Origin of the sequence: Nocardia ignorata NBRC 108230, assembly GCF_001612905.1 — a bacterium.
Lineage (GTDB): Bacteria > Actinomycetota > Actinomycetes > Mycobacteriales > Mycobacteriaceae > Nocardia > Nocardia ignorata.
In genome coordinates, this window is record NZ_BDBI01000011.1 from 174,909 (window position 1) to 196,868 (window position 21,960).

20 protein-coding genes are annotated in these 21,960 nt (G+C 68.7%); 10 read left to right on the forward strand and 10 right to left on the reverse strand.

Annotated features, from left to right (window positions below; translation table 11 throughout):
- Positions 1-3: 3 nt before the first annotated feature.
- Positions 4-1,431: an amino acid permease gene (locus NI2_RS10175; RefSeq protein WP_067488801.1), complete on the forward strand. Its 1,428-nt coding sequence runs from the start codon at positions 4-6 to the stop codon at positions 1,429-1,431.
- Positions 1,432-1,456: 25 nt separating this feature from the next.
- Here the strand turns inward: NI2_RS10175 and NI2_RS10180 are convergent, their stop codons facing one another.
- Positions 1,457-3,523 (reverse strand): AMP-binding protein, encoded by a 2,067-nt coding sequence (locus NI2_RS10180; protein WP_067488803.1) that lies wholly within the window; start codon positions 3,521-3,523, stop codon positions 1,457-1,459.
- A 282-nt stretch (positions 3,524-3,805) separates the two neighbouring features.
- Between NI2_RS10180 and NI2_RS10185 the strand changes: the two genes are divergently transcribed.
- On the forward strand, positions 3,806-6,364 hold the full coding sequence (locus NI2_RS10185; protein ID WP_084476290.1) for an ATP-dependent Clp protease ATP-binding subunit: 2,559 nt from the start codon (positions 3,806-3,808) through the stop codon (positions 6,362-6,364).
- Between the two features lie 56 nt (positions 6,365-6,420).
- Here the strand turns inward: NI2_RS10185 and NI2_RS10190 are convergent, their stop codons facing one another.
- The 6 genes from NI2_RS10190 to NI2_RS10215 all read right to left on the reverse strand — a co-directional run bounded on the left by NI2_RS10190 (position 6,421) and on the right by NI2_RS10215 (position 10,976).
- Entirely contained in the window at positions 6,421-6,813 is a 393-nt protein-coding gene (locus NI2_RS10190; RefSeq protein WP_067488805.1) for a hypothetical protein, read from the reverse strand.
- 251 nt (positions 6,814-7,064) lie between these two features.
- Complete coding sequence (locus NI2_RS10195; protein ID WP_084457145.1) at positions 7,065-8,237, reverse strand: cytochrome P450; 1,173 nt, start codon at positions 8,235-8,237, stop codon at positions 7,065-7,067.
- Positions 8,238-8,272: 35 nt separating this feature from the next.
- Entirely contained in the window at positions 8,273-8,875 is a 603-nt protein-coding gene (locus tag NI2_RS10200; protein WP_174550318.1) for a GTP-binding protein, read from the reverse strand.
- Positions 8,850-9,200, reverse strand: coding sequence for a DUF742 domain-containing protein (locus NI2_RS10205; protein ID WP_067488806.1), 351 nt, complete (start codon positions 9,198-9,200; stop codon positions 8,850-8,852). The genes NI2_RS10200 and NI2_RS10205 overlap by 26 nt, the downstream gene beginning before the upstream one ends.
- Positions 9,200-9,610, reverse strand: a complete 411-nt coding sequence (locus tag NI2_RS10210; RefSeq protein ID WP_067488807.1) for a roadblock/LC7 domain-containing protein — start codon at positions 9,608-9,610, stop codon at positions 9,200-9,202. The genes NI2_RS10205 and NI2_RS10210 overlap by 1 nt, the downstream gene beginning before the upstream one ends.
- Positions 9,588-10,976: an ATP-binding protein gene (locus tag NI2_RS10215; RefSeq protein WP_067488808.1), complete on the reverse strand. Its 1,389-nt coding sequence runs from the start codon at positions 10,974-10,976 to the stop codon at positions 9,588-9,590. Before NI2_RS10215 ends, NI2_RS10210 begins: the two co-directional genes overlap by 23 nt.
- Before the next feature lie 251 nt (positions 10,977-11,227).
- Between NI2_RS10215 and NI2_RS10220 the strand changes: the two genes are divergently transcribed.
- Complete coding sequence (locus NI2_RS10220; protein ID WP_067488812.1) at positions 11,228-11,659, forward strand: type II toxin-antitoxin system Rv0910 family toxin; 432 nt, start codon at positions 11,228-11,230, stop codon at positions 11,657-11,659.
- Here the strand turns inward: NI2_RS10220 and NI2_RS10225 are convergent.
- A complete protein-coding gene (locus NI2_RS10225; protein ID WP_067489156.1) occupies positions 11,650-12,531 on the reverse strand; it encodes a dihydrodipicolinate synthase family protein in 882 nt (293 codons plus the stop codon). The two genes, NI2_RS10220 and NI2_RS10225, sit on opposite strands and share 10 nt — an antisense overlap.
- A 70-nt stretch (positions 12,532-12,601) precedes the next feature.
- Here NI2_RS10225 and NI2_RS10230 point away from each other — a divergent pair, with 70 nt between their 5' ends.
- A complete protein-coding gene (locus NI2_RS10230) occupies positions 12,602-13,504 on the forward strand; it encodes a LysR family transcriptional regulator (protein WP_067488813.1) in 903 nt (300 codons plus the stop codon).
- Here NI2_RS10230 and NI2_RS10235 read toward each other — a convergent pair whose 3' ends face one another.
- A complete protein-coding gene (locus NI2_RS10235; RefSeq protein WP_243749958.1) occupies positions 13,505-14,224 on the reverse strand; it encodes a GntR family transcriptional regulator in 720 nt (239 codons plus the stop codon).
- A gap of 160 nt (positions 14,225-14,384) precedes the next feature.
- On the opposite strand from NI2_RS10235, the gene NI2_RS10240 reads away from it, so the two are divergent.
- From NI2_RS10240 to NI2_RS10265, 6 genes are all read left to right on the forward strand, one after another.
- Positions 14,385-15,377 carry a BMP family protein gene (locus NI2_RS10240; protein WP_067488814.1) on the forward strand — a complete coding sequence of 331 codons (993 nt, stop codon included), beginning with the start codon at positions 14,385-14,387 and terminating at the stop codon, positions 15,375-15,377.
- 5 nt (positions 15,378-15,382) lie between these two features.
- The gene (locus NI2_RS10245; protein ID WP_067489162.1) at positions 15,383-16,960 is read left to right on the forward strand and encodes an ABC transporter ATP-binding protein; all 1,578 of its coding nucleotides are present in this window, start codon (positions 15,383-15,385) and stop codon (positions 16,958-16,960) included.
- Positions 16,961-17,079: 119 nt separating this feature from the next.
- Positions 17,080-18,135: an ABC transporter permease gene (locus NI2_RS10250; RefSeq protein WP_067489165.1), complete on the forward strand. Its 1,056-nt coding sequence runs from the start codon at positions 17,080-17,082 to the stop codon at positions 18,133-18,135.
- On the forward strand, positions 18,132-19,058 hold the full coding sequence (locus NI2_RS10255; protein WP_067488820.1) for an ABC transporter permease: 927 nt from the start codon (positions 18,132-18,134) through the stop codon (positions 19,056-19,058). Before NI2_RS10250 ends, NI2_RS10255 begins: the two co-directional genes overlap by 4 nt.
- A 24-nt stretch (positions 19,059-19,082) precedes the next feature.
- Entirely contained in the window at positions 19,083-20,063 is a 981-nt protein-coding gene (locus NI2_RS10260; RefSeq protein ID WP_067488822.1) for an ornithine cyclodeaminase family protein, read from the forward strand.
- The gene (locus tag NI2_RS10265) at positions 20,060-20,524 is read left to right on the forward strand and encodes a nucleoside deaminase (RefSeq protein ID WP_067488824.1); all 465 of its coding nucleotides are present in this window, start codon (positions 20,060-20,062) and stop codon (positions 20,522-20,524) included. The genes NI2_RS10260 and NI2_RS10265 overlap by 4 nt, the downstream gene beginning before the upstream one ends.
- Positions 20,525-20,528: 4 nt before the next feature.
- Here NI2_RS10265 and NI2_RS10270 read toward each other — a convergent pair whose 3' ends face one another.
- Positions 20,529-21,911: an MFS transporter gene (locus NI2_RS10270; RefSeq protein WP_243749959.1), complete on the reverse strand. Its 1,383-nt coding sequence runs from the start codon at positions 21,909-21,911 to the stop codon at positions 20,529-20,531.
- Positions 21,912-21,960: the final 49 nt, after the last annotated feature.

A 21,960-nucleotide genomic window follows, 5' to 3' on the forward strand; every position in this document is an offset into this window, starting at 1 on the left:
GCGATGTCTTTCGCAGAGTTGCGCGCCCAGATGCTGCGCCGTAAACCACTCGTCGAGGTCGAAGACGAGATTCCCGGCGACGAACGCCTCGCCAAATCACTCGGCCTGTGGCAGCTCACCGCCATCGGTGTCGGCGGCATCATCGGCGCGGGCATCTTCACCCTCGCCGGATCGGTCGCCCACTCGGTGACCGGTCCCGCGGTACTGATCTCGTTCCTGATCGCCGGTGTCGCCAGCGCCGCCGCCGCGCTGTGCTACGCCGAATTCGCGGGCATGGTGCCGAAGGCGGGCTCGGCCTACACCTACGGGTATGTCTCGCTCGGTGAGCTGGCCGGCTGGTTCATCGGCTGGGACCTGCTGCTCGAGTACATCGCGGTCGCCGCCGTCGTCGCCATCGGGGTGTCGGGGTACTTCGGGTTCCTGCTCGATCAGGTCGGCCTGACGCTGCCCGAGTGGATGCTCGGCGCACCCGATACCGGTGACGGCCGGGTGATCGACCTGTTCGCGGTGCTGTTCTGCCTCGGCACCGCCTGGGTGCTCTCGCGCGGGATCGGCAGCGTCGGCCGGTTCGAGACCGTCGCGGTCGGCATCAAGGTCGCGCTGGTCGTGCTCATCGTGGTGCTCGGTGTGTTCCACATCGACAGCGCGAACTACGACCCGTACTTCCCCTACGGCGCGGGCGCGGTATGGACGGGCGCGGCGACGGTGTTCTTCGCGGTGTTCGGTTACGACGCCATGAGCACCGCCGCCGAGGAATCCATCGACGGACGCAAACACCTGCCCAAGGCGATCATCTACTCCCTCGCCATCGCGATGGTGCTCTACGTGCTGTGCACCCTGGTACTCACCGGCATGCAGAAGTACACCGAGATCAGCCCCACCAGCGGATTCTCCACCGCCTTCGAATCGGTCGGGATGCCGGGCGTCGCCAATATCATCGCCGTCGGCGCGATCGTCGGCATCATCACCGTCGTGCTCACCTTCATGCTCGGTGTCACCCGCGTGTGGTTCGCGATGAGCCGAGACGGGCTGCTGCCCATCTGGTTCGCCAAGACCCACCCCACCCGCAAGGTGCCGACCAGGGTCACCTGGATCGTCGGCATCGGCGCGGCGATCCTGGCCGGTGTGCTGCCGATCAACACCGTCGCCGAACTCACCAATATCGGCATCCTGATGGCGTTCATCGTGGTCTGTGTGGCCGTGATCGTGTTGCGGCGCACCAGGCCCGACGCGCCGCGCTCGTTCCGGCTGCCGTTGATGCCGGTGATCCCGCTGATCGGGATCGGCTTCTCGGCGTACCTGATCTGGTCGCTGCCGTGGGAGACCTGGGTGCGCTTCGCGGGCTGGTTGCTCGTCGGGCTCGTGGTGTATTTCGCCTACTCGCGCAAACATTCGCTGCTGAACCGGCCCGCGCCGGAGAAGATCACCTAGCCCCACCGGGGCAGGCGCCGCGCGATCACTCGCTCAGCGCCTGCTCCGGCCGGACGAGCATCCACTTGAGGATCTTGCCGGTCTCCCCGCGCGGCAGCGCGTTGATGAAGGTGACATCGCGCGGCACCGAGAACCGGCTCAAGCGGTGACGGATATAGGTGCGGATCATGTCCGGATCCAGGCCCGCCCCTTCCCGTTTCACCACGAACGCGGCCAGGCGCTGCCCGAACTCGCGATCCGGGACACCGACCACGGCCACCTCGGTGATCTGCGGCAGGTGGGCCAGCGCCTCCTCGACCGGTCTCGGGAAGACGTTCTCGCCGCCGGAGATGATCATCTCGTCGTCGCGGCCCGCCACGAACAGCCTGCCCGAGGCGTCGAGATAGCCCAGATCGCCGGTGTCGAGCATGCCGTCGGCTTCCTCCGGCGGTGCGGCGTTGACGTACCCGTCGAAGAGCATGTGGTTGGCGACGAAGATGTGCCCGACCGCGCCGACCGGCACCGGGCGCAGATCGGGGCCGAGCACCCCCACGCGGGTACCCAGCGGCGGGCGGCCCGCCGTGGTCGGCGAGACCCGCAGGTCGGCGGGGGTGGCCACACTGGCCCAGGACACCTCGGTGGAGCCGTACACGTTGTAGAGCACGTCGCCGTAGGTGTCGAGGAACCGCAGCACGGTGGCACCGGCCAGCGGCGCACCACAGCTGACCACGTGCCGCAGACTCGACAGGTCGAAGCTCGCACGGACGTCGTCGGGGACGTCGAGGAGGCGTTCGACCATGGTCGGCACCACGATCAGGGTGGTGATGCGGTGTTCGCCGATCGAGCGAAGGCACTCGACCGCATCGAAGCCGTCGGTGAGTACGACAGTGGCGCGCAGTGCGGTGCTGAGCTGCAGCCCGGCCAACCCCCAGGTGTGGAACAGCGGCGCAGGCACGAGCACCACTTCCTCCACGCGCAGCGGAATCCGCGACAGCAGGGCGGCGATGGTGCCGAAACCTTTGGCGTGCGGGCGGCGGGCGCCCTTGGGTGAGCCGCTGGTTCCCGAGGTGAGCACGATCAGCCTGCCGGGATGAGCGGGCACGGGAAAGTCCTCGACCCCCGCGGCGATCAGGCCGTCGATGGTCGCGCGCTGCGGATCGGGCGGATCGGCGTCGGTGGTGAAACGCGGGATCTCGCTGTGCAGGTAGCGGATCAGCGTCTCGAGTTCCCCGTCGACGAACACCGCGCTGAGGCGATGACGCTGCACGATCTCCTCGATGCGCCGCCCGGACAGTCCCGCGTTGAGCAGCGCGACGTCGACGCCGAGTTTGCCCGCGGCGACCATGGTCTCGACCATGCCCGCGTGATTGCGGGCCAGCAACCCGATCGCGTCACCGGCGCGCATGCCGAGTTCGTACATGGCACCGGCCAGGGCATCGGATCGCGTGTCGATCTCGCGGTAGGTCCGGGTGCCGAACCGATCCAGCACCGCGACCCGGTCCGGGGAGTGCGCGGCACCGGCGGCATAACCGCCCGCCAGGTTGAAGCCCCACTTCGACAGGGAGCGAAGCTGTTTGAGGATCGACACCGGTTCCGGACGCATCAGACCGGTGGCCGCGATGGACCGCGCCACCCCGGCGTTGCGGCGCAGCGGCGAGCGTTCGGCGTTGACGACCACCGACGACCTGGTCCCCGCGATCACGTCGGCGGTGCGGCGCAGACCCGCCTTCACCCAGTCGGTGACCACCGAGTTGCTGCGCTGCTCGAGCATCGGATGCACCCGGGCGGCGGCGAACAGCGTGATGTCGAGCCGGGTACGCTGCTGGTCGCCACGCAGCCGCACCGAGGCGAAGCTGCCGAGCGCGGGGCTGCGCAGTTCGAAGCTCTCGTACCAGCGGCCGATGCCCAGGACGAACTCATGGGTGTGGATGCCCGTGTCCACCGAGCCGACCCGGACCTGCCACACCACCGCTCCGTCGGGGTGATCGATCCGTTCGCAGGCGCCGATTCCGGTGAACATGCGTGGATAACTCTGCGGATCGAGCAGGACATCCCAGAGGGCTTGCCTGGCGATGGTGAAATCCGCGCTGACATCGATGACGTCGGTGACCAAACTCCGTGCTCTTCCCAACAACCGGGCACGACGGTCGGTCCCGCCGTGCGGGTCGTCACGCTACCGTCGAGCGCCGTCCCAGAACCAAGAATCAGACAAATCCGGTGGCATCGGGCGGTTTCCACCGGATTTTGGCCGGTCCGCCATCGGCTCGACGACGCGGATGTGAAACTGCCCAATGGCTTGCACAGCACCGGAGGATGCCGAAGTATTGCTGGCAGCACGGTCCCGATCTACAGGAGTCGCCGCTGGCTGCGGCACGACGAACGAAGAGGTGCGGACATGACAGCGAGCTGGCCCGGTTCGAGCGATCCCTTCGACGACATCTTCCAGCGCTTTTTCGGTTCCGGGATGTCGGCGAAACCGCCGGTGCAACGCATCGACCTGAGCCGTCTGATGACCGACGACGCGAAGTTGCTGGTCGGTGCGGCGCGGCAGGCTGCCCAGCAATGGGGCAACCCGGAGATCACGCCCGAACACCTGCTCTACGCCGCCGCCGAGACCGAACCCGCGCGCGACATGATCGATGAACTGAGCCTCGATGCCGACCAGGTCGCCGAGCAGATGCAGGACTACCTCGACACCGGCGCGGCGAGCGGGTACGACCTGGCCGACATCACCCTCAGCCCGGCGACCAAGCTGGCCATGCGCGCCGCCCAGCGCCAGGCCGCGCAGTCCGGCAGCACCTACATCGGGCCCGAACACATCCTGCTCGGCATCGCCTCGCTGCCCGACAGCATCGCGGCCCAGACGCTGGTCGCGGGTCTGGCGGCCAGCCAGAGCGGTGGCGGTCCGACGCCGGGCACCGCGGCCACGCAGGCCAAACGCCAGCAGCGCAAGACCGACACCCCGACGCTGGACGAATACGGTCGCGATCTCACCGCCGAGGCCCGCGAGGGCCTGATCGACCCGGTGGTCGGGCGGGCGGAGGAGATCGAGGAATCCATCGAGATCCTGTCCAGGCGACGCAAGAACAACCCGGTCCTGATCGGTGATCCCGGTGTCGGCAAGACCGCGATCGTGGAGGGTCTGGCCCAGCGCATCGTCAACGGCGACGTGCCGACCTCGCTCGCGGACCGCCGGGTGATCGCCCTGGACGTCGGCTCCCTGGTGGCGGGCAGCAAGTATCGCGGTGAGTTCGAGGAACGGCTCACCAAGATCCTCGACGAGGTCCGCGCCCACAAGGACGAACTCGTGGTGTTCATCGACGAGCTGCACACCATCGTCGGCGCCGGTGGTGGCGGCGAGGGTTCGATGGACGCGGGCAACCTGCTCAAGCCCGCTCTCGCGCGCGGTGACCTGCACGTCGTCGGTGCGACGACGATCGACGAATACCGCAAGTACATCGAGAAGGACGCCGCGCTCGAGCGCCGCTTCCAGCCGGTGATGGTCGCCGAGCCCTCGGTGGCCGACACGATCGAGATCCTGCGCGGGCTCGCCGACGTGTACGAGGAACACCACCAGGTGCGCTACTCCGACGAGTCGCTGGTCGCGGCGGCGCAACTGTCGGATCGCTACATCACCGACCGGTTCATGCCAGACAAGGCGATCGACCTGGTCGACCAGGCCGGCGCGCGGGTGCGGTTGCGTTCGGGCACCACCGACCCGGAGGTCAAGGCCAAGGAAGACGAGATCGCGCGGCTGTACCGGGAGAAGGACGCGGCGGTCGACAACGAGGACTACGAGAAGGCCAAGGCGCTCAAGGCCGAGATCGCCGCCGCCGAGGAGGAACTGGAGGAATCCGGTGCCACCTCCGCGGAACCGGAGGTGCAGGTGGTCGACATCGCCGAGGTCATCTCGCGGCGCACCGGCATTCCGGTGGCCGACCTGACCGCCGAGGAGAAGCAGCGCCTGCTCGAGCTGGAGAACGTGCTGCACAAGCGCGTGATCGGGCAGAACGAGGCGATCGTCGCGGTCGCCGAGGCGGTGCGCCGAGCGCGTGCCGGGCTCAAGGACCCGAACCGGCCCATCGGGTCGTTCCTGTTCCTCGGCCCGACCGGTGTCGGCAAGACCGAGCTGGCCAAGGCGCTGGCCGAGGCGGTGTTCGGCGACGAGGACCGGCTGATCCGCTTCGACATGAGCGAGTTCCAGGAGAAGCACACGGTCTCGCGGCTCGTCGGCGCCCCGCCCGGATATGTCGGGTACGACGATGCCGCCCAGCTCACCGACAAGGTGCGCCGTCAGCCGTACTCGGTGATCCTGTTCGACGAGGTGGAGAAGGCGCACCCCGATGTGTTCAACGTGCTGCTGCAGCTGCTCGACGACGGGCACGTCACCGATTCCAAGGGCCGCACGGTGGATTTCAAGAACACCATCGTCATCATGACCTCCAACATCGGTTCGCAGCTGATTCTCGACGCGCCCGCCGGTGATCTGGATTCGATCGTTCCCCAGCTCGAGGAGAAGTTGCGGTCGCACTTCCGGCCGGAGTTCCTCAACCGGATCGACGAGCAGATCGTGTTCCACCGGCTCGACAAGTCGCAGCTCGAGGAGATCGTCGGGCTCATCCTCGACCGCACACGGCGCATGCTCGCGGCCCAGGACGTCGAACTCGATATCAGTCAGCCGGCGGTGGACTGGTTGGGCGAGAAGGGGTTCCAGCCCGAGTTCGGTGCCCGGCCGTTGCGTCGTACGGTGCAGCGCGAACTCGACAACCGGGTGTCGCGGCTGCTGCTCGACGGCGGGCTGGAGCCCGGCGGCACGGTGCACGTCGACACCTCGGGCGACGATCTGGTGGTCACCGCGACCATGCCCGACAACCCGTCCGCGGGCAACGGTGCGGCACCGAAGAAGAGCTCCAAGAAGAAGGGCTCCGACAAGAAGCTGGTCGACTCGAAGTGAGTCGAACGACGGTGGCCCGGTCCGCGGAAGGACCGGGCCACCGTCGTCTCAGCGAGTCAGCCGCCGGTGACCACGCAGGACTCGCCGAAGCGGTACCCACGACCGACGCTCACGTCGACGGCGCGACCGATGCCGTCCTGGACGGCGGCCAGGGTGTGCGCTCCGGTACTCGACGGCACCCACGGCATGGTGGCGATGCCGTCGGTGGGGTTCACGACCGCGAGCAGCGTGCCGTTGTCGTAGAACGCGACAGGAACGATGCCGACACTGAGCCGAGCCTCGAGGTAATGGGTGCACCCGGTGCCGTAGTTCGTCGAACTTCCCACGCTCAGGCTGGGGTTCACCGTCAGTTGTGACACCCCGGCCGAAGCCGTCGGCGCACCGAACATCACTGCCGCGACGGCCGTTCCGACGGCCGCGACGGCCACACCGCAAGTCCTGTCACTCATATCTCACGTCCTTGTGCTGCGAGGCCGGCCGAACGCGAGGCCGGCGAGGTTTTCCCAATCCTGGCCCCATCCGCACACCGATGGTGGGAGAAACACCCGAATCGCTCGCATTCGTCCAGCTATCCCCGCGGCCAGGGGGCCGGGGTGTTCGCTCGGGGGCAGACGACAACCGCCCACCACCGACTAGTTCCGGTGGTGGGCGGAATGAGCGAATCTCGCGCGCCTCCCCCGAAATTCCGCGGACAACCCGATCAGGGCATCGGCAGGGGCGGTGTATTCGGGAAGACGACCGGCAGCGCGGCCAGGGACCGATGGAACGGGCCGGGGCGCCAGACCAACTCTTCGGGGGGTACGGCGAGCCGGATCTCCGGCAGAGCGTCGAGCAGCTGATCGATGGCGTCCTGCACGATCAGGTACGCGACCGATTTCGCGGGGCAACCGTGCGGGCCGGTGCTCCACGACAGGTGGGCACGATTGTGGATCACGTCCAGGCCCGCGATCGCCGGATCGTTGTTGCAGGCCGCCATGCTGATGACGACCGGTTCGTGCGCGGGCAGCCAGGTGTCCTCGATGAGGGTCGGCTGCCGGGGGTAGGTCATGCAGAAGTTGGCCAGCGGCGGGTCGGTGAACAACACCTCGTCGAGGGCGTCGCGGGTCGACATACTGCCGCCGAGCACATCGCCGGCGAAGCGGTCGTCGGTGAGCATCAGGCGCAGCGTGTTGACCACCAGATTGAGCATGGGCTCGATGCCCGCGCCGTAGAGCACCAGCAGCTGGTGCACCAGTTCCTCGTCGGTGAGCGCCGCCGGGTGCTGCAGCAGCCGGGTCGCCACGTCGTCGCCCGGCTCGCGTTTGCGCAGCCCGACCAGGTCGGCCAGGGCGTTGGCCACCAGGTTGTTGCCCGCCTCGGCGTCGGTGCCGCCCTCGAAGATCTGCGACATCCCGGTGGCCACCTGCTGACCGATCTCGGGCGTGCAGCCGAGCATCGAGTTCAGCGCCTGGAACACCAGAGGAAACGCATACTGACTCAACAGGTCGGCCGAGCCGCTGGCACAGAAGTTGTTGATGAGCGGGATGGCGAACTGCTCGACCGTGCTGTGCATCGCGTACAGGTCGACACCGGCCAGACCGGCCACATTGGCCTGCCGGTAGCGGGCGTGCTCGGCACCGGTGGTGCGCAGGGCCGCGGGACGGAACTGCAGCATCGGCAGCACCGGGCAGTCCTTGGGGATGTTGCGTTCCCACATGCGCGGGTCGGCCGGGAAGTGGTCGGGATCGTTGAGGATCCGTACCGCGGTGTGATAGCCGATCACCAGGGTGGCCCGGATTCCCGGTGAGAGTTCAACGGGGACAAGGGATCCGAACCGTTCCCGCATCTGCCGGTAGGCAGCTTGCGGGTCGGCCGCGAATTCGGGCGAATACATCGGCACCCGGATTTCGGCCGCGAGGTCTTGCAAGGTCACCGAACTGCCGCTTCCTGCCTCTGAAATAGGTACTCGGCCAGCGTGATCAGCGCACGCAGACCGTGATCGCGGCGTCGCGCGTCGACCGCGATCACCGGGGTGTCGGGGGTGAGGTCGAGCGCCTCACGCACCTCGTCGAGGGGGTAGCGGCGGAAACCCTCGAACTCGTTGACCGCCACCGCGTAGGGGACGCCGCGTTGTTCGAGCGCCGAGAGCACGTCGTCGGCCTTCTCGATGCGCCGGGTGTCGACCAGGACGAGGGCGCCGAGCGCACCGCGCGCCAGCTCCTCCCACAGCGGCGCGAACCGCTCCTGACCCGGCGTACCGAAGAGGTAGAGCGCCAGTTGCGGATTGAGGGTGAGCCTGCCGAAGTCGAGGGCGACGGTGGTCTGCACCTTGCTGCCGAGCCCGGCCAGGTCGTCGACACCGATACTCGCCTCGGTGATCGTCTCCTCGGTGCGCAGCGGCCGGATCTCGGATACGCCGCACACGAACGTCGTCTTGCCGACGCCGAAATTGCCCGCGACCAGGATCTTCACCGATCTGGTCACCGTTTCGGCGACGTAGTCGACCTCAGCCTGCGAGGACACGGAGACCATGGAGCACCTCCTTGATCAACGCCAGCTCCGGCTTCACCTCGGCCGGGGTGGGGCAGTGTAGGTGTCCGCTGTCGAGCAGGTCGGACACGATGATCTTCACTACCGAGGCGGGCAGGTCGAGATACGCCGAGAGTTCGGCGATCGACAGCGCGCCACGGCGGCTGGTGAGCGCGAGTACCCGGCGCTCGTCGGGGCGGTGATCGGCGCGCGGGTCGGCGACGGCGCGGACGAGGGTCACCAGATCGAGTTCGTGCGCGGCCCTTGTCCGGCCGCCGGTGCGCACATAGGACCTGACCAGGTCGGGGTCACGCCTGCCTCGGCTCATTACCTGACACCGTGCCGTGGCGCCGCACCGATCTCGTGGCCGACCCGCGCGGCCAGTTCGTTCATCCGGTGCGCCACCAGCGCCACGTCGACATCGGCGGTGGTCGCGACACCGAGCAGCGCGCCGACACCGGCGGCGGTGATCATGATCATGCCCTCGTCGTATTCGGTCATGTTCTGGCGCACCGTGTTCGCCGGTGACCCGCAGAACTCGCCTAGGGCCTTGCCGAGCGAACGTAGACCGGATGCGGCCGCCGCGAACCGTTCGGCGTCGTCCTTGGCGACGCCGTGGGAGTGCGCGATGCGAAGGCCGTCGTCGGATAGCAGCACGGCGAAGCGGACGCCGGGGATCTCGAGATCCTCGAGCAGCCATGCCAAACGGTTGGTGCTATCGGCTACCGGTGTGCTCATCGGCTGTTCCTTCCGTGGATCGCTCGGCCGCAGCGGCACGACCGCTGCGGGAACCGCTGTGCCAGGCAGCGGCGAGGTCGGGGCGAGCCTGCCCCACTTCCGTGGTCACCCCCGCCGAATCCGGGGCGACCGGGCGGCGGCGCCGTTTGGGCAGCCCACCGCTGGTGATTTCGTGTACGGCCGCGCGTGGGCCGTCGGTCTCGACAGGGTCGGGCACGGGCACCGGGATGTGCGCGGGCGCGGCCAGTTCGGGTTCGGGGATTCTCGGCGCCTCTCCGCTCACCAGCAGCGCCGACGGCACATAGACCATCGCGCGCATGCCACCGTAGATATTGGGACCGTCGACATGCACGGAGAAGCCGTAGCGGCGTGCGAGTGCGGCGATACCGGGGAAACCGACCTTGGGCGCAGGCCCGAGGTCGTGGATGTCGACCGAGCGTTCACCGCTGAGCACCAGACGCGCGTCCTCGAGTTGCTCGGGGCTCATCCGCATGCCCGCGTCGTCGACGATGATCGTGACGCCGTGGTGGCCTTCCTGGAACCCGACCTCGACGAACGAGGACGGCGGCGAGTACCGCAGCGCGTTGTCGAGCAGGGTGGCCAGGGTGTGCACGAGCGGCTCGACGGCGCGGCTGATGACGATGCGTTCCGATTGGGCCGAATGGACCCGCAGGAACTCACGCACGCGCCCGGTGGCGCCGCCCGCGACGTCGGTGAGCGACTGCTGTGGCCAGCGCCTGCCGGGCAGGCCACCGGAGACGATCACGTAGGACTGCGCCTGCCGGATCATCTGCTGCACGGTGTGGTCGATGCGGGTGAGCGTCTCGTAGACGGCGTCGTCGCGGTGCTCGCGCAGCGCGGTACTCACCACCTGGCCGAGGTCGGTGCCGAGGCTCACCACCGAGGTGCCGAAGGAACGCACCGCCGCACTGGTCGCCGCGCGGGACGACGCCTGCAGTTCGGCGCGGGTCTCTTCGCGGGCGGCCTGGATCTCGGCGACGCGGCGTTGCTCGCCGTAGCGCTCGACCATCGCCCGTGTCTCCTCGGCGACGACGCGCAGGTCGTCGGCGTGGCCGGTCGCGATCGCCTGCAGCGACTCGCCGAGGGGCGCGTCGCGTAATTCGGCGGGCAGTTCCACCGCGACCGAGGGAATGTCGTGTCGCCGTACGGCGTCGGTGATGGCGGGCAGGGTGATCTGGGCGAGGTGATGTACCGCCGCCTCACACAGTTCACGCTCCCGCTTGGCGGTGTCGGCGCGTGCGCGTTGTTTGCGCTCGTTGTGCATGGCGAGCACAGCCACAGCGATGGCCGCGAGGACCACCAGGGCTCCGATGATGAGCGACAGCACCGCGATTCCGGAGTTCATCTGATCTTTCGTCGTCGTTCCACCCGGGCAGCCGCCCTCGAGGGAACCATCCCGGATACCCGATAGACAGTCCCTGCTTCCAGCGACCCGCACACAGTAGCAGCACTGTGACCGATTCGAGATGGAACCTGCTGTCAGGCATGGGAATTGCCGCTGATATTACCCAATTTCCGCAGGCACGGGGTTGTCGAAACACACGAGGGTCCGGATGCGGTGGTCGCGGAACCGGGAGTACCGGATACTATCCCGCCGTGGCCAAACTGAAGCTCACCATCGACGTTCCCCTCGCCCCGGACAAGGCGTGGGACCACGCCTCCGACCTGGAGCACCTCGGCGACTGGCTGGCGATCCACGAGGCCTGGCGCGGCACCGTCCCCGAAGAACTCACCGAGGGCACCGTGCTGGTCGGTGTCGCGCGGGTGAAGGGGTTTCGCAACAAGGTCACCTGGACGGTGCGCACCGCCCAGCCGCCGCACAAGCTGAAGTTGACCGGCGCGGGCATCGGCGGCACCAAGTTCGGCATCGATCTCGCCGTGCAGCCCAAGGGCGACGGTTCGGCGGTCGACCTGACCGTCGAACTCGGCGGCGCGCCGCTGTTCGGCCCGATCGGCTCGACCGTGGCCAAGGCACTGCGCGGCGATTTCGAACGGTCGCTGGCGAAGTTCGTCGAACTCTACGGCTGAGTTGCGGCCGCCGACAGCGCCGCCGCGACCGATTCGGCCGAGGCGGGCAGCAACGGCAGACGCACCGCCGCGCTGGGGATTTCGCCCCGTGCGGCGAGCACACCCTTGACGACCGTGGGGTTCGGTTCGGCGAACAGTGCGGCACCGAGGGCGTCGAGACGGTTACCCACCGCGCGGCCACGCGCGAGATCGCCTGTCCCCCAGGCTCGTACGAGCTCGGCGTACCCGGCGGGCGCGACATTGGCCGCGGCGAGGATCGCGCCGTCGGCGCCGAGTGCCAGCAGCGGCGAGGCGAAACGGTCGTCGCCCGCCAGCACGGTGGTCCGGTCCCCCACGGTCGCCATCAGTTCCACGGTGGCATCGGTGATGCCTCCGACCGAGTGCTTGAAGCCGGCGATGTTCGCGATGGTGGTGAGCCGGATCAGGGTGGCGGCGCCGAGCGTGCGCGCGGTCCGGTACGGCACGTCGTAGACGAGGATCGGCGCCGGGCTCGCGGCCGCGAGTGCGGTGAAGTGCGCGATCACACCCTCCTCGCTCGGCCGGACGTAGTAGGGCACCACCGACAGCACCGCGGCCGCCGACGGCGGCACGGCAGCCACTGCGGCGGCGGCCTCGGCGGTGGCGTTGCCGCCCGCGCACACGATCAGCGGCGCGTCCCGTTCTGCGCACACCGTGGCGCAGATGTCGAGCACCTCGGCGCGTTCGGCGGGCGTCAACGCAGTCGGTTCGGCGGTCGTGCCGAGTGCGACGAGCCCGGTGGCGCCCGCGTCGAGAACCGTGTGGGCGTGCGCGCGGAGTGCGTCGGGAGCGAGGGCGCCGTCGGCGGTGAAGGGTGTGACCAGGGGGACGAACAGGCCGTGCAGCGATGTCATGACTCCATCGTCGAACCCCGCGACCATAAGGTCCAGTTCACGTTCATGAGGTAGAACGTAAGCTGAACTGATGCTCGATGTCCGCAAACTCCGCCTGCTGCGCGAACTCGCTCACCGCGGGACCATCGCGGCGGTCGCCGAGGCCCTCAGCTACACGCCGTCGGCGGTGTCCCAGCAGCTCAGCGCGCTCGAGAAGGACGCGGGCGTGGCACTGCTCGAGCGATCGGGCCGCCGGGTGACGCTCACCCCCGCCGCCCATCTGCTGGTCGGCCACACCGAGACCGTGCTCGCCGCCCTCGAACGCGCGGACGCCGAATTGGCCGGTGCGCGGGCCGCATTGGTCGGCACTCTGCGCATCGGCGCGTTCCCCACCGCCGCTCGCACCCTGCTCTCCCCCGCCCTGGTCACCCTCAGCACCGAACACCCACGCCTGGAACTCACCGTCACCGAGATCGATCCGGCCGACGTACCCGACGCCCTGCGGGCAGGCACCCTCGATATCGCGCTCACCCACGACTACGACCTGGTGCCCGCCGACACCGACCGGGCGTTGCACACCGAACCGCTGCACACCGAAACGGTCTTTCTCGCCACCCGCGATCCGGCGCCCGCCGACGATCCGTTGCGCGCCCACCGCGACTCACCCTGGATCGCGGGCACCCCCGGCACGCTGTGCCACACGATGACGATCCGCGCATGTCAGGCAACGGGTTTCACACCGCGCGTGCGTCATCACGCCGACGACTTCGACACGGTGCTCGCCCTGGTGGCCGCCGGCGCGGGCGCCGCGATCATCCCAGGCCTGGCGTTGTACGCACCGCCGGAACGGCTCGCCCTCACCGCGTTGCCGATTCGCCGCCGCACCCGTCTCGCCTACCGCAACGGCACCGGCGACCATCCGGCCGTGCGCGCGGCACGCAGTGCCCTCCATCATGCGGCCGCCGCCGGCCGAGCTCCGGCGGGCGGCGGCTGATCACGCCGATCTGTCGCGGTTCGTGGTGCGCTGACGCGTGCGGGTGGCACTGACCGGGTCGATGACGGGCGTCGCCCACTGCTCGGCAAGAGCCAGGCTGGGTTCGCGCCCGGAGGCGACATGGCGGTAGGCGATGTCGGCTGCGGCCTGCGGGTCGCCTGCCGCGATCGCGGCGTAGAGCGCCTCGTGTTCGTCGCATTGGGTGCCCGGGTCGCGCTCCTTGGTGAGGTGGAACAGCCAGCGCACGCGAGACTCCAAGGGCCGCAACAGCGATTGCAGCAACGGGTTGCCGGAGATCTCCACGATGAGCGCGTGGAATCCGGCGTTGGCGGCCGCGATGGCGGCCTGCTCGCCGCGTTCGGTGGCCCGTCGGGCGGCGGTGAGCTGGGCGCGCAGCGCGGTGAGGTCGGCGGGTTCGGCTCGTTCGGCGGCCAGCCGGGCGGCCAGCACCTCGAGGCTCTCGCGTACGTCGAACAGGTCGCGCACATCGGCGACCGTGAACGGGGCGACGATCGCGCCCTGCCGGGGCACGATCACCACCAGCCCTTCGCGTTCGAGCAGATGCAGCGCTTCGCGCAGCGGAATCCGGGAGATGTCGAGTTCGGTGGCGAGATCGCGTTCCACCAACCGCTGCCCCGGACTCAACCGCAGATCGATGATCCGATCCCGCAGTTCCTCGTACGCCTGATCTCGCAGCGACTTCTTGACCGGTCCCGCCACCACACCATCCTTCCGCCCCGATTCCGACTCCACGGTAGCCCCGCGCGCACCGTGCGACCGATTCTTACTTTTCGGTAATCCGGCCGTCATTCGCGGACCGCACGCTGACACTTAACGGTATACCGCTAAGTGGGCGGTTCGTTCGATCAAGGAGTACCTCGTGCACAACTCCACCCGGCGCGCGATCGCCCTCGGCTCGGCCGCCCTCGCCGCCGCTGCCCTGTTGTCGGCCTGCGGTTCCGCTGACACCGCCGCGACGGGCGGCAAGCTGAAGGTCGGCGTGTTCTTCCCCGGTTCGCTCTCCGACACCGGCTTCATGCAGTCGGGGTATCTGGGCTACCAGCGCGTCGCCGAAACCCTCGGCGACAAGGTCGAATTGAGCAAGGTCGAGCAGGTCGCGGCGGCCGACTATCAGCAGGCGCTCGTCCGTTTCGCCTCGACCAACGATCTGGTCATCGCGCTCGGCGGCCAGACCGATGCCGATGTGCGCAAGGTGGCCCCGCAGTTCCCGAGTGTGAAGTTCGTGGAGATCGGTGGGCCCGCCGACGCGAAGCCGATGGCCAACCTGGCCTACTACGACCCGCAGCAGGCCGAGGCAGAGTTCCTCAGCGGCGCGGTGGCCGCGGCCGGATCCGAGACCGGCGCGGTGGCCTTCGTCGGCGGCGTCGAACTGCCCGCGATCGTCAACGCCGCCAATGCTTTCGGTAACGGCGCGCGGTTCGCGAAGCCGGACGCCAGGGTGCTGACTCCGCAGTATATCGGCGATTTCAACGACCCGGCCAAGGCCAAGCAGGCAGCGCTGGCCGACTACGGCGCGGGCGCGGGCACACTCGGCCAGATCGTGAATCTGGGCAAGGCGGGCCTGGAGCAGGCAGCGGCACAGGCCGGTGCCACCTTGGTGGGCGGTCCGATCCCCGGTGACTGCACCGATCCCGTGTATCTGGGCTACGTGCACACCGATATCGGCGCCGAGGTCGAGTACGCGGTGAAGACGGCGCTCGACAACACGTGGAAGGCGGAGAACGTGCGCTTCGGGCTCACCTCGCCCAACGACGGCACCGATTTCGTGTTGTGCGACAAGGACGCCGCGGTCGCCGACGCGCTCGCCAAGGCGAAGACGGCCCTGTCCACCGGCACGGTGAAGCCGTACTGATGCCGATGAGCACTCCCGCCTTGACCCTGCACGGGGTCGGAAAGAGCTTCGGTGCGGTCCGGGCATTGCACGACGTGGACGTCACCGTCGAATCCGGCACCGTCCACTGTGTTCTCGGCGAGAACGGCGCGGGCAAGTCGACACTGTGCAATCTCGTCTTCGGCGGCTACCCACCCGATGCCGGACGAATCGAACTGGGCGGCAAGGCTTTCCGGCCCGAATCGCCCGCCGCCGCGATGCGGGCGGGCGTCGCCATGGTGCACCAGCACTTCAGCCTGGTGACCACCATGACCGTCGCGGAGAATCTGCTGCTCACCCAGCACGGGTTGCGATTGCGCCGTGCGGATCTGACCAGCCGTCTCGACGAGATCGCCCACCGCTATCGGCTGCGCATCGATCTCGACCAGCAGGTCGCGACGATGCCGGTGGGCGCCCGGCAGAAGGTCGAGATCGTCAAAGCCCTGCTGCGCGATCCGGCGCTGATCCTGCTCGACGAACCGACGGGAGTGCTCGATCCGGCCGAGATCGACGCGTTGATCGACACCTGCCGTGCCATCGCCGCCGACGGCAAGGCCGTGGTCCTTGTGACGCACAAGCTGGGCGAGGTGGCCAGAGTCGCCGACGCCGCGACGGTGCTGCGCCGCGGCACGGTCGCCGGCGGCGGTCCGCTGCCCGAGACCACCATTTCCGAGTTACTCACCGCGATGGTCGGCCGCGAGGCCACCGATCTCGACCCGACCGTGGCGGCGACGATCGGCTTGGATCCGGGCGAGCACAGGACCACCGGTCGACGCCGCGGCGAAACCGTCACAACGCATGAATCGAACCCGCCCGCAGCGGTCCTCACCGTCGACCGGGTGACCGTCCACCGAGCCGACGGCAGTATCGCGCTCGACGAAGCGAGCCTGGCCGTGCGGCCGGGCGAGATCGTCGGGATCGCGGGCGTGGAGGGCAACGGGCAGAGCGAGCTCGTCGCGGTGCTTGCCGGTGGCACCCCGGTGCGGTCGGGCACTGTCGCGCTCGCCGGAGCCGACATCACCACAGCGAACCCCGCCACCCGAACATCGCTCGGTCTCGGCGTCGTCCCCGAAGATCGCCACCGCGACGGCATGGTCGCCGACATGACGCTGGCCGAGAATCTCTTCCTCGGCAGCCTCGGCCGGTTCCGCCGCTTCGGCCTCCTGGACAAACAGGCCATGGGTCGCGCCGCGCAGGCCGAACTCGACCGCTTCGATGTACGCGCGGCCGGTCCGTGGGCGCCGATGGGATCGCTGTCGGGCGGCAATCAGCAGAAGGTCGTGCTGGCGCGCGAACTGTCGGCGGCGAACCTGCGCTTGCTGGTCGCTGCCCAGCCGACGCGCGGATTGGACATCGGCGCAGTCGATTTCGTGCTGACGCAGCTTCGGCACGCGGCCGCGCGTGGCTGCGGCGTGCTGGTGGTATCGAGCGAGATACCCGAACTGCTTGCCCTGTGCGACCGAATCTTCGTCGCCTATCGCGGGGAACTGGCCGGGCCCGTCGAAACCACCGATCCCGTTGCCGCACAGCAGATCAGCGAATTGATGATGGGAGTCGCGGCATGAGCGCACCTGGTCGGACCACGGCGACCGAGACCCCGTCTCGACCGGCGTCGCGGGGCGTTCCGCGCGGCCTCGGCAAGCTCTCCGCGGGCCACCACCCGCTCGTCGTCGCTGTCGCGGCCATGCTGGCCGCCGGAGTGATCGGGCTGATCCTGGCCGCCGTCGCGGGCGCCGCCCCCGGCGCCACGATGACAGCGCTGTGGGAGGGCATGTTCGGCAGCGACTACGCGGTCGGCGCCTCGCTCAATGTCGCGGCCACGCTGATGCTGGTGGCCGTCGGGTTCACCATCGCCCACCGCGCCGGGCTGGTCAATGTCGGTGGTGAGGGCCAGATCTGCGCCGGTGGGATCGCCGCCACCGCGATCGGCACCACCCTCACCGACACGCCCGCCGCGATCACGGTGCCAACGGTGCTGCTCGGCGCGGCCGCCGCGGGCTGGCTGTGGGCCGCGATCGCGGCGTATCTGCGAGTCGCGCGCGGCACCAGCGAGATCATCACCACGCTGCTGCTCAACTTCGTCGGCCTGGCGCTGGTGCTGCTCGTCGTGCACGAGCCCGCGCTGCTGCGTCAGCCGGTGACCTCCTCGGAGACGTTGCCGCAGTCCGAACAACTCGCCGAGGCCGCGCATCTGCCCCTGCTCGGTATCGAACGCTCCCCCGCGACCATTGCCCTGTGGATCGCCGTGCTCGCCGCGTTCGGCACCGCGATCCTGGTGCGCCACACGGCACTCGGTACCCGGTTGCGTGCGGTCGGGCTCAATCCCGACGCGGCGGCGAGGCTGGGTTTGCCGGTGGGTCGACTGCGTTTCCTCAGCCTCTCGGCGGCGGGTGCGTTCGCGGGCATCGCGGGCGGACTGCTGGTGGCGACGGCGCCGTTCGTCCTCGCCGAGGGATTCTCCTCCGGGTACGGGTTCTCCGGGCTGGTCGTCGGGCTGCTGGCACGTGGCTCCCTGAGCGCCGTCGCCGCGGTGTCGCTCCTGCTCGGCTTCCTCGTCTCCGGTGGGATCAACCTGCAGCTGGCCGCGAACGTGCCCGCCTCGACCATCGCGGTCGTGGAGTCCCTGATGATCGTCTTCATCGCGGGCGCTGCCATCTGGACATCCCGAACGCGCAAAGCCGCTGCGTCACAACCAGTTCCCGACACGAGCACCACCGACGCGGCAGGAGCGAGCCGATGAGCCTCGACACGGTCACCGACATCGCCACCAGCGGCATCGGCTTCACCCTGCCCATCCTCGTCGCGGCGAGCGGTGAGCTGGTCAGTGAGCGCGCGGGCGTGCTCAATCTGAGCCTCGAGGCGATGATGCTCACCGGCGCGTTCGCGGGCGTACTCGGTGCGGTCGCCACCGGGTCGCCGGTGCTCGGCGCGGCCACCGCGGTGCTGGCCGCCCTGACATTCGGTGCATTACAGGCCGTCTGGAGTATCGGACTGCGTGCCGACCAGATCGTCGTCGGCATCGCGAGCAACGCGCTCGCGCTCGGCGCGACCACCTACGGCGCGCGCCTGCTGCTCGCCGACGGCAAGGGGCACAGCGTTGTGGGCTTCGAGGCACTGAGAATTCCTGTGCTGCACAATATTCCGGTCATCGGTCCGGCGCTGTTCGGGCAGACCGTACTCGGATACCTGTGCATCGCCCTCGTCGCGGGGTCGGCGTTCGTGTTCTCCCGCCGCACCAAAATGGGCCTGGTGGTCGACGCGATCGGCGAGGACGCCGTGGCCGCCGATCGCACCGGCCTGCCCGTGCGCGCCGTCCGCTACGGCTGCGTGCTGCTCGCCGCGTTCGCCGCGGGCCTCGGCGGTGCGCAGTTGGCGCTGTCGGAGGTGCATTCGTTCAGCGACAACATGACCGGCGGCATCGGGTATCTGGCCGTGGTCGCCGTGATCGCGGGCCGCTGGCGGGCGCTCGGCGTCATCTGGGCGTCGGTGTTCTTCGGCATCGCCCAGGCGCTGCAGTTCGCGTTGCCCGCGCTCGGTGTCGACGTGCCGTTCGCGCTGCTGGTGATGCTGCCGTATCTGATCGCGATCGTCGCCGTGAGCGGTCTGGTCGGCAACAGCCGTGCACCGCGCGACCTGACCGTCGCCTTCGCCCGAACCTCCTGATCCACCGCTTCCGAGGAGCCACCGATGACTCTGATCCTGTCGCATTCCGATGTGGCCGCCCTGATCGATCGCGCGGAGGTGCTCGCCGCCGTCGAACGCGCGCACGCCGACCTCGCGCTCGGCACGGCGGTGGTCCCCGCGCCGCCCGCGGTCGGTGTCGGCGACACCGCCTTCGTTCCGATGGTCGCCGCCGCCGAATCCGCCGGGGCCGCCGCCGTGAAACTGCTCGCCGACCTCCCCGCCAACCGGGAACTCGGACTGCCGGTACAGCGCTCGGTGATCCTGGTGACCTCCGCGCTCGACGGCAGCTGTGAGGCGCTCGTCGACGGACGGCTCGTCACCGCCGTTCGTACGGCCGCTGCCAGCGCGGTGGCGACCAAATATCTTGCCAGGCAGGAGAGTTCCACACTGGGGTTGATCGGAGCCGGTGCGCTGGCTATCGAGCACACCCGCGCCGTCGCCCGGGTACGCGACATGGAGACCGTGCTGGTCTGGTCGCGGTCCGCCGCCACCGTCGAGCGGTTCCGCGGTGCGATCGCCGACCTCGAGCTCGAGGTGCGGGCGATGCCGTCACCGGAGTCGGTGACACGGGCGGTCGATGTGCTGTGCACCCTCACCCCCGCACGGGAGCCGGTCGTGCGCGGTGCCTGGTTCGGCGAGGGGCTGCACGTGAACGTGGTCGGCGCCCCGCCACGCGCCGATCACCGCGAGGTCGACGGGGCTGCCATGCGCCGGGCGCGCGTGATCGTAGACTCGGTTTCGACAACGCTCACCAAGTCGGGCGACACGTTGCTGGCCATCGCGGACGGCGCGATCACCGAAGCCGAGGTGAGCACCGAACTGGGCCAGGTCGTCCTCGGCCGGGCGGCCGGCCGGGCCGGCCCACGCGACATCACCCTGTTCAACTCGGTCGGTATCGGCCTGCAAGATCTCGTCACCGCCCGCCTGCTCATCGACAAGGCCCGCGCCCAGGGCCGCGGAACGGAAGTGGAGCTCAGCGCATGACCACACTCACCGACACCGACATCGCCTACCTGCGCCGGGCCATCGACCTCGCTGCCCAGGCGGCGGTGCTCGGTGACCGGCCGTTCGGCGCCGTCACCGTCGACCGCGACGGTACAGTGCTCGCCGAATCCGCGAACGCCGTCGCCACCACCGGCGATGTCACCACCCACGCCGAACTGGTCGCGATCACCGTCGCCTCCGCCGCCGGCAAGGCCGAGGCGCTGCGTGGCGCCACGGTGTATGCCAGCGGTGAGCCGTGCCCGATGTGCGCCGCCGCGATGGTGTGGGCCCAGGTGGGGCGCATCGTGTTCGCGGCGGCGGCCTCGGAGTTCGGGCCCATCCTCGGGCCGGGACCGAGCTTCACCTCGAGCTGCGCCGACGTGGTCGCCAGTTCGAATGTGGCCATCGAGGTGAGCGGGCCGCACCTCGGCGACGAGGCACTCGCGGTGTTCCGGTCCTGAGGACCTACTTCACCGGGACAGCGGGATCGAGCCCCTCGGCGAGTCCCACCGGCTCGCCGAGCTCGCGCTGTTCCTCGAGGGCTTCCGGCGTGCCGGGCACCTGGGTGCCACGCAGCGACATGCCCTTGGTCTCGATGAGGAAGTAGGCGGCGATCAGGCCGACCAGACACGCGCCGAACATGTAGTAGGCCGGGAACAGATTGTCGCCGGTCAGCTCGATGAGCGACTGGTTGATCACCGGCGCGGTGCCACCGAAGATGGAGGTGGCCACGTTGTAGCCGATCGCCACACCCGCGAACCGCACGATGGTGGGGAACATGGCCGGGAAGGTCGCCGAAATGGTGGCCAGCTGCGGCGCGTAGAGCAGGCCCAGGATGGCGAAGCCGACGATGGCGCCGGTGAGCGAGGTGCCGATCAAGATGTACACCGGGATCACCGAGATCATCAGCGCCGCGCAGGAGAACAGCCACATCGGCCTGCGCCCGATCCGGTCCGACAGCGCACCGAGGAACGGCAGGGTCAGCAGCATCACGATCTGGCCGATCAGCGGCACGAGCAGCGCGTCGGATTCCGCCATGCCGATGGTGTTGCCGAGATAGGTCGGCGTGTAGCTCAGCAGCGAGTAATTCACCACGTTCAAGGCGATGACCAGACCGAAAAGCGTCAGCACCGGGCGCAGGTATGTGGTCAGCAGATCGCGATAGACCCCGACCGTTTCCTCGGTCTCGTCTTTCGCCTCGATTTCGCGGAATACCGGGGTGTCCTCGACCCGGCTGCGCAGATACATACCGATCAAGCCGAGCGGTGCGGCGATCAGGAACGGAATACGCCAGCCCCACGATTCCATGCTCGTGGCGTCGAGCACATTCACCAGCAGCAGCGCCGTCAGATTGCCGAGCGTGAAACCGGCGAGTGTGCCGACTTCGAGGAAACTGCCGTAGAAACCGCGTTTACGGTCGGGCGCGTATTCGGCCATGAACGTCGCGGCGCCGCCGTATTCACCACCGGCGGACAGACCCTGCACCATGCGCAGTGCGTACAGCAGGATCGGCGCGGCGATGCCGATGACCTCGTAACTCGGGATCAGACCGACGGCGAGGGTGGAACCGGCCATCAGCATGATGGTCATCGCGAGCACGCGTTTGCGGCCGATGCGGTCACCGAGCGGACCCCAGATCATGCCGCCGATCGGGCGGATCAGAAAGGAGACCGCGAAACCGAGCAGCGTATAGATAACGCTGGATCCGGTTCCGTCACCGGGGAAAAGCGATGCCGCGATATAGGTGGCGAGGTAGGCGTAGACGCCGTAGTCGAACCATTCGACCGCATTTCCGATCGCCGATGCACCGATTGCCCGGTGCAACACCGATTTCGATTCCTGAGACATCCACAAACCTCTCGTCGTCGCCATTCTGGACTACCCGATCGGTACGCGG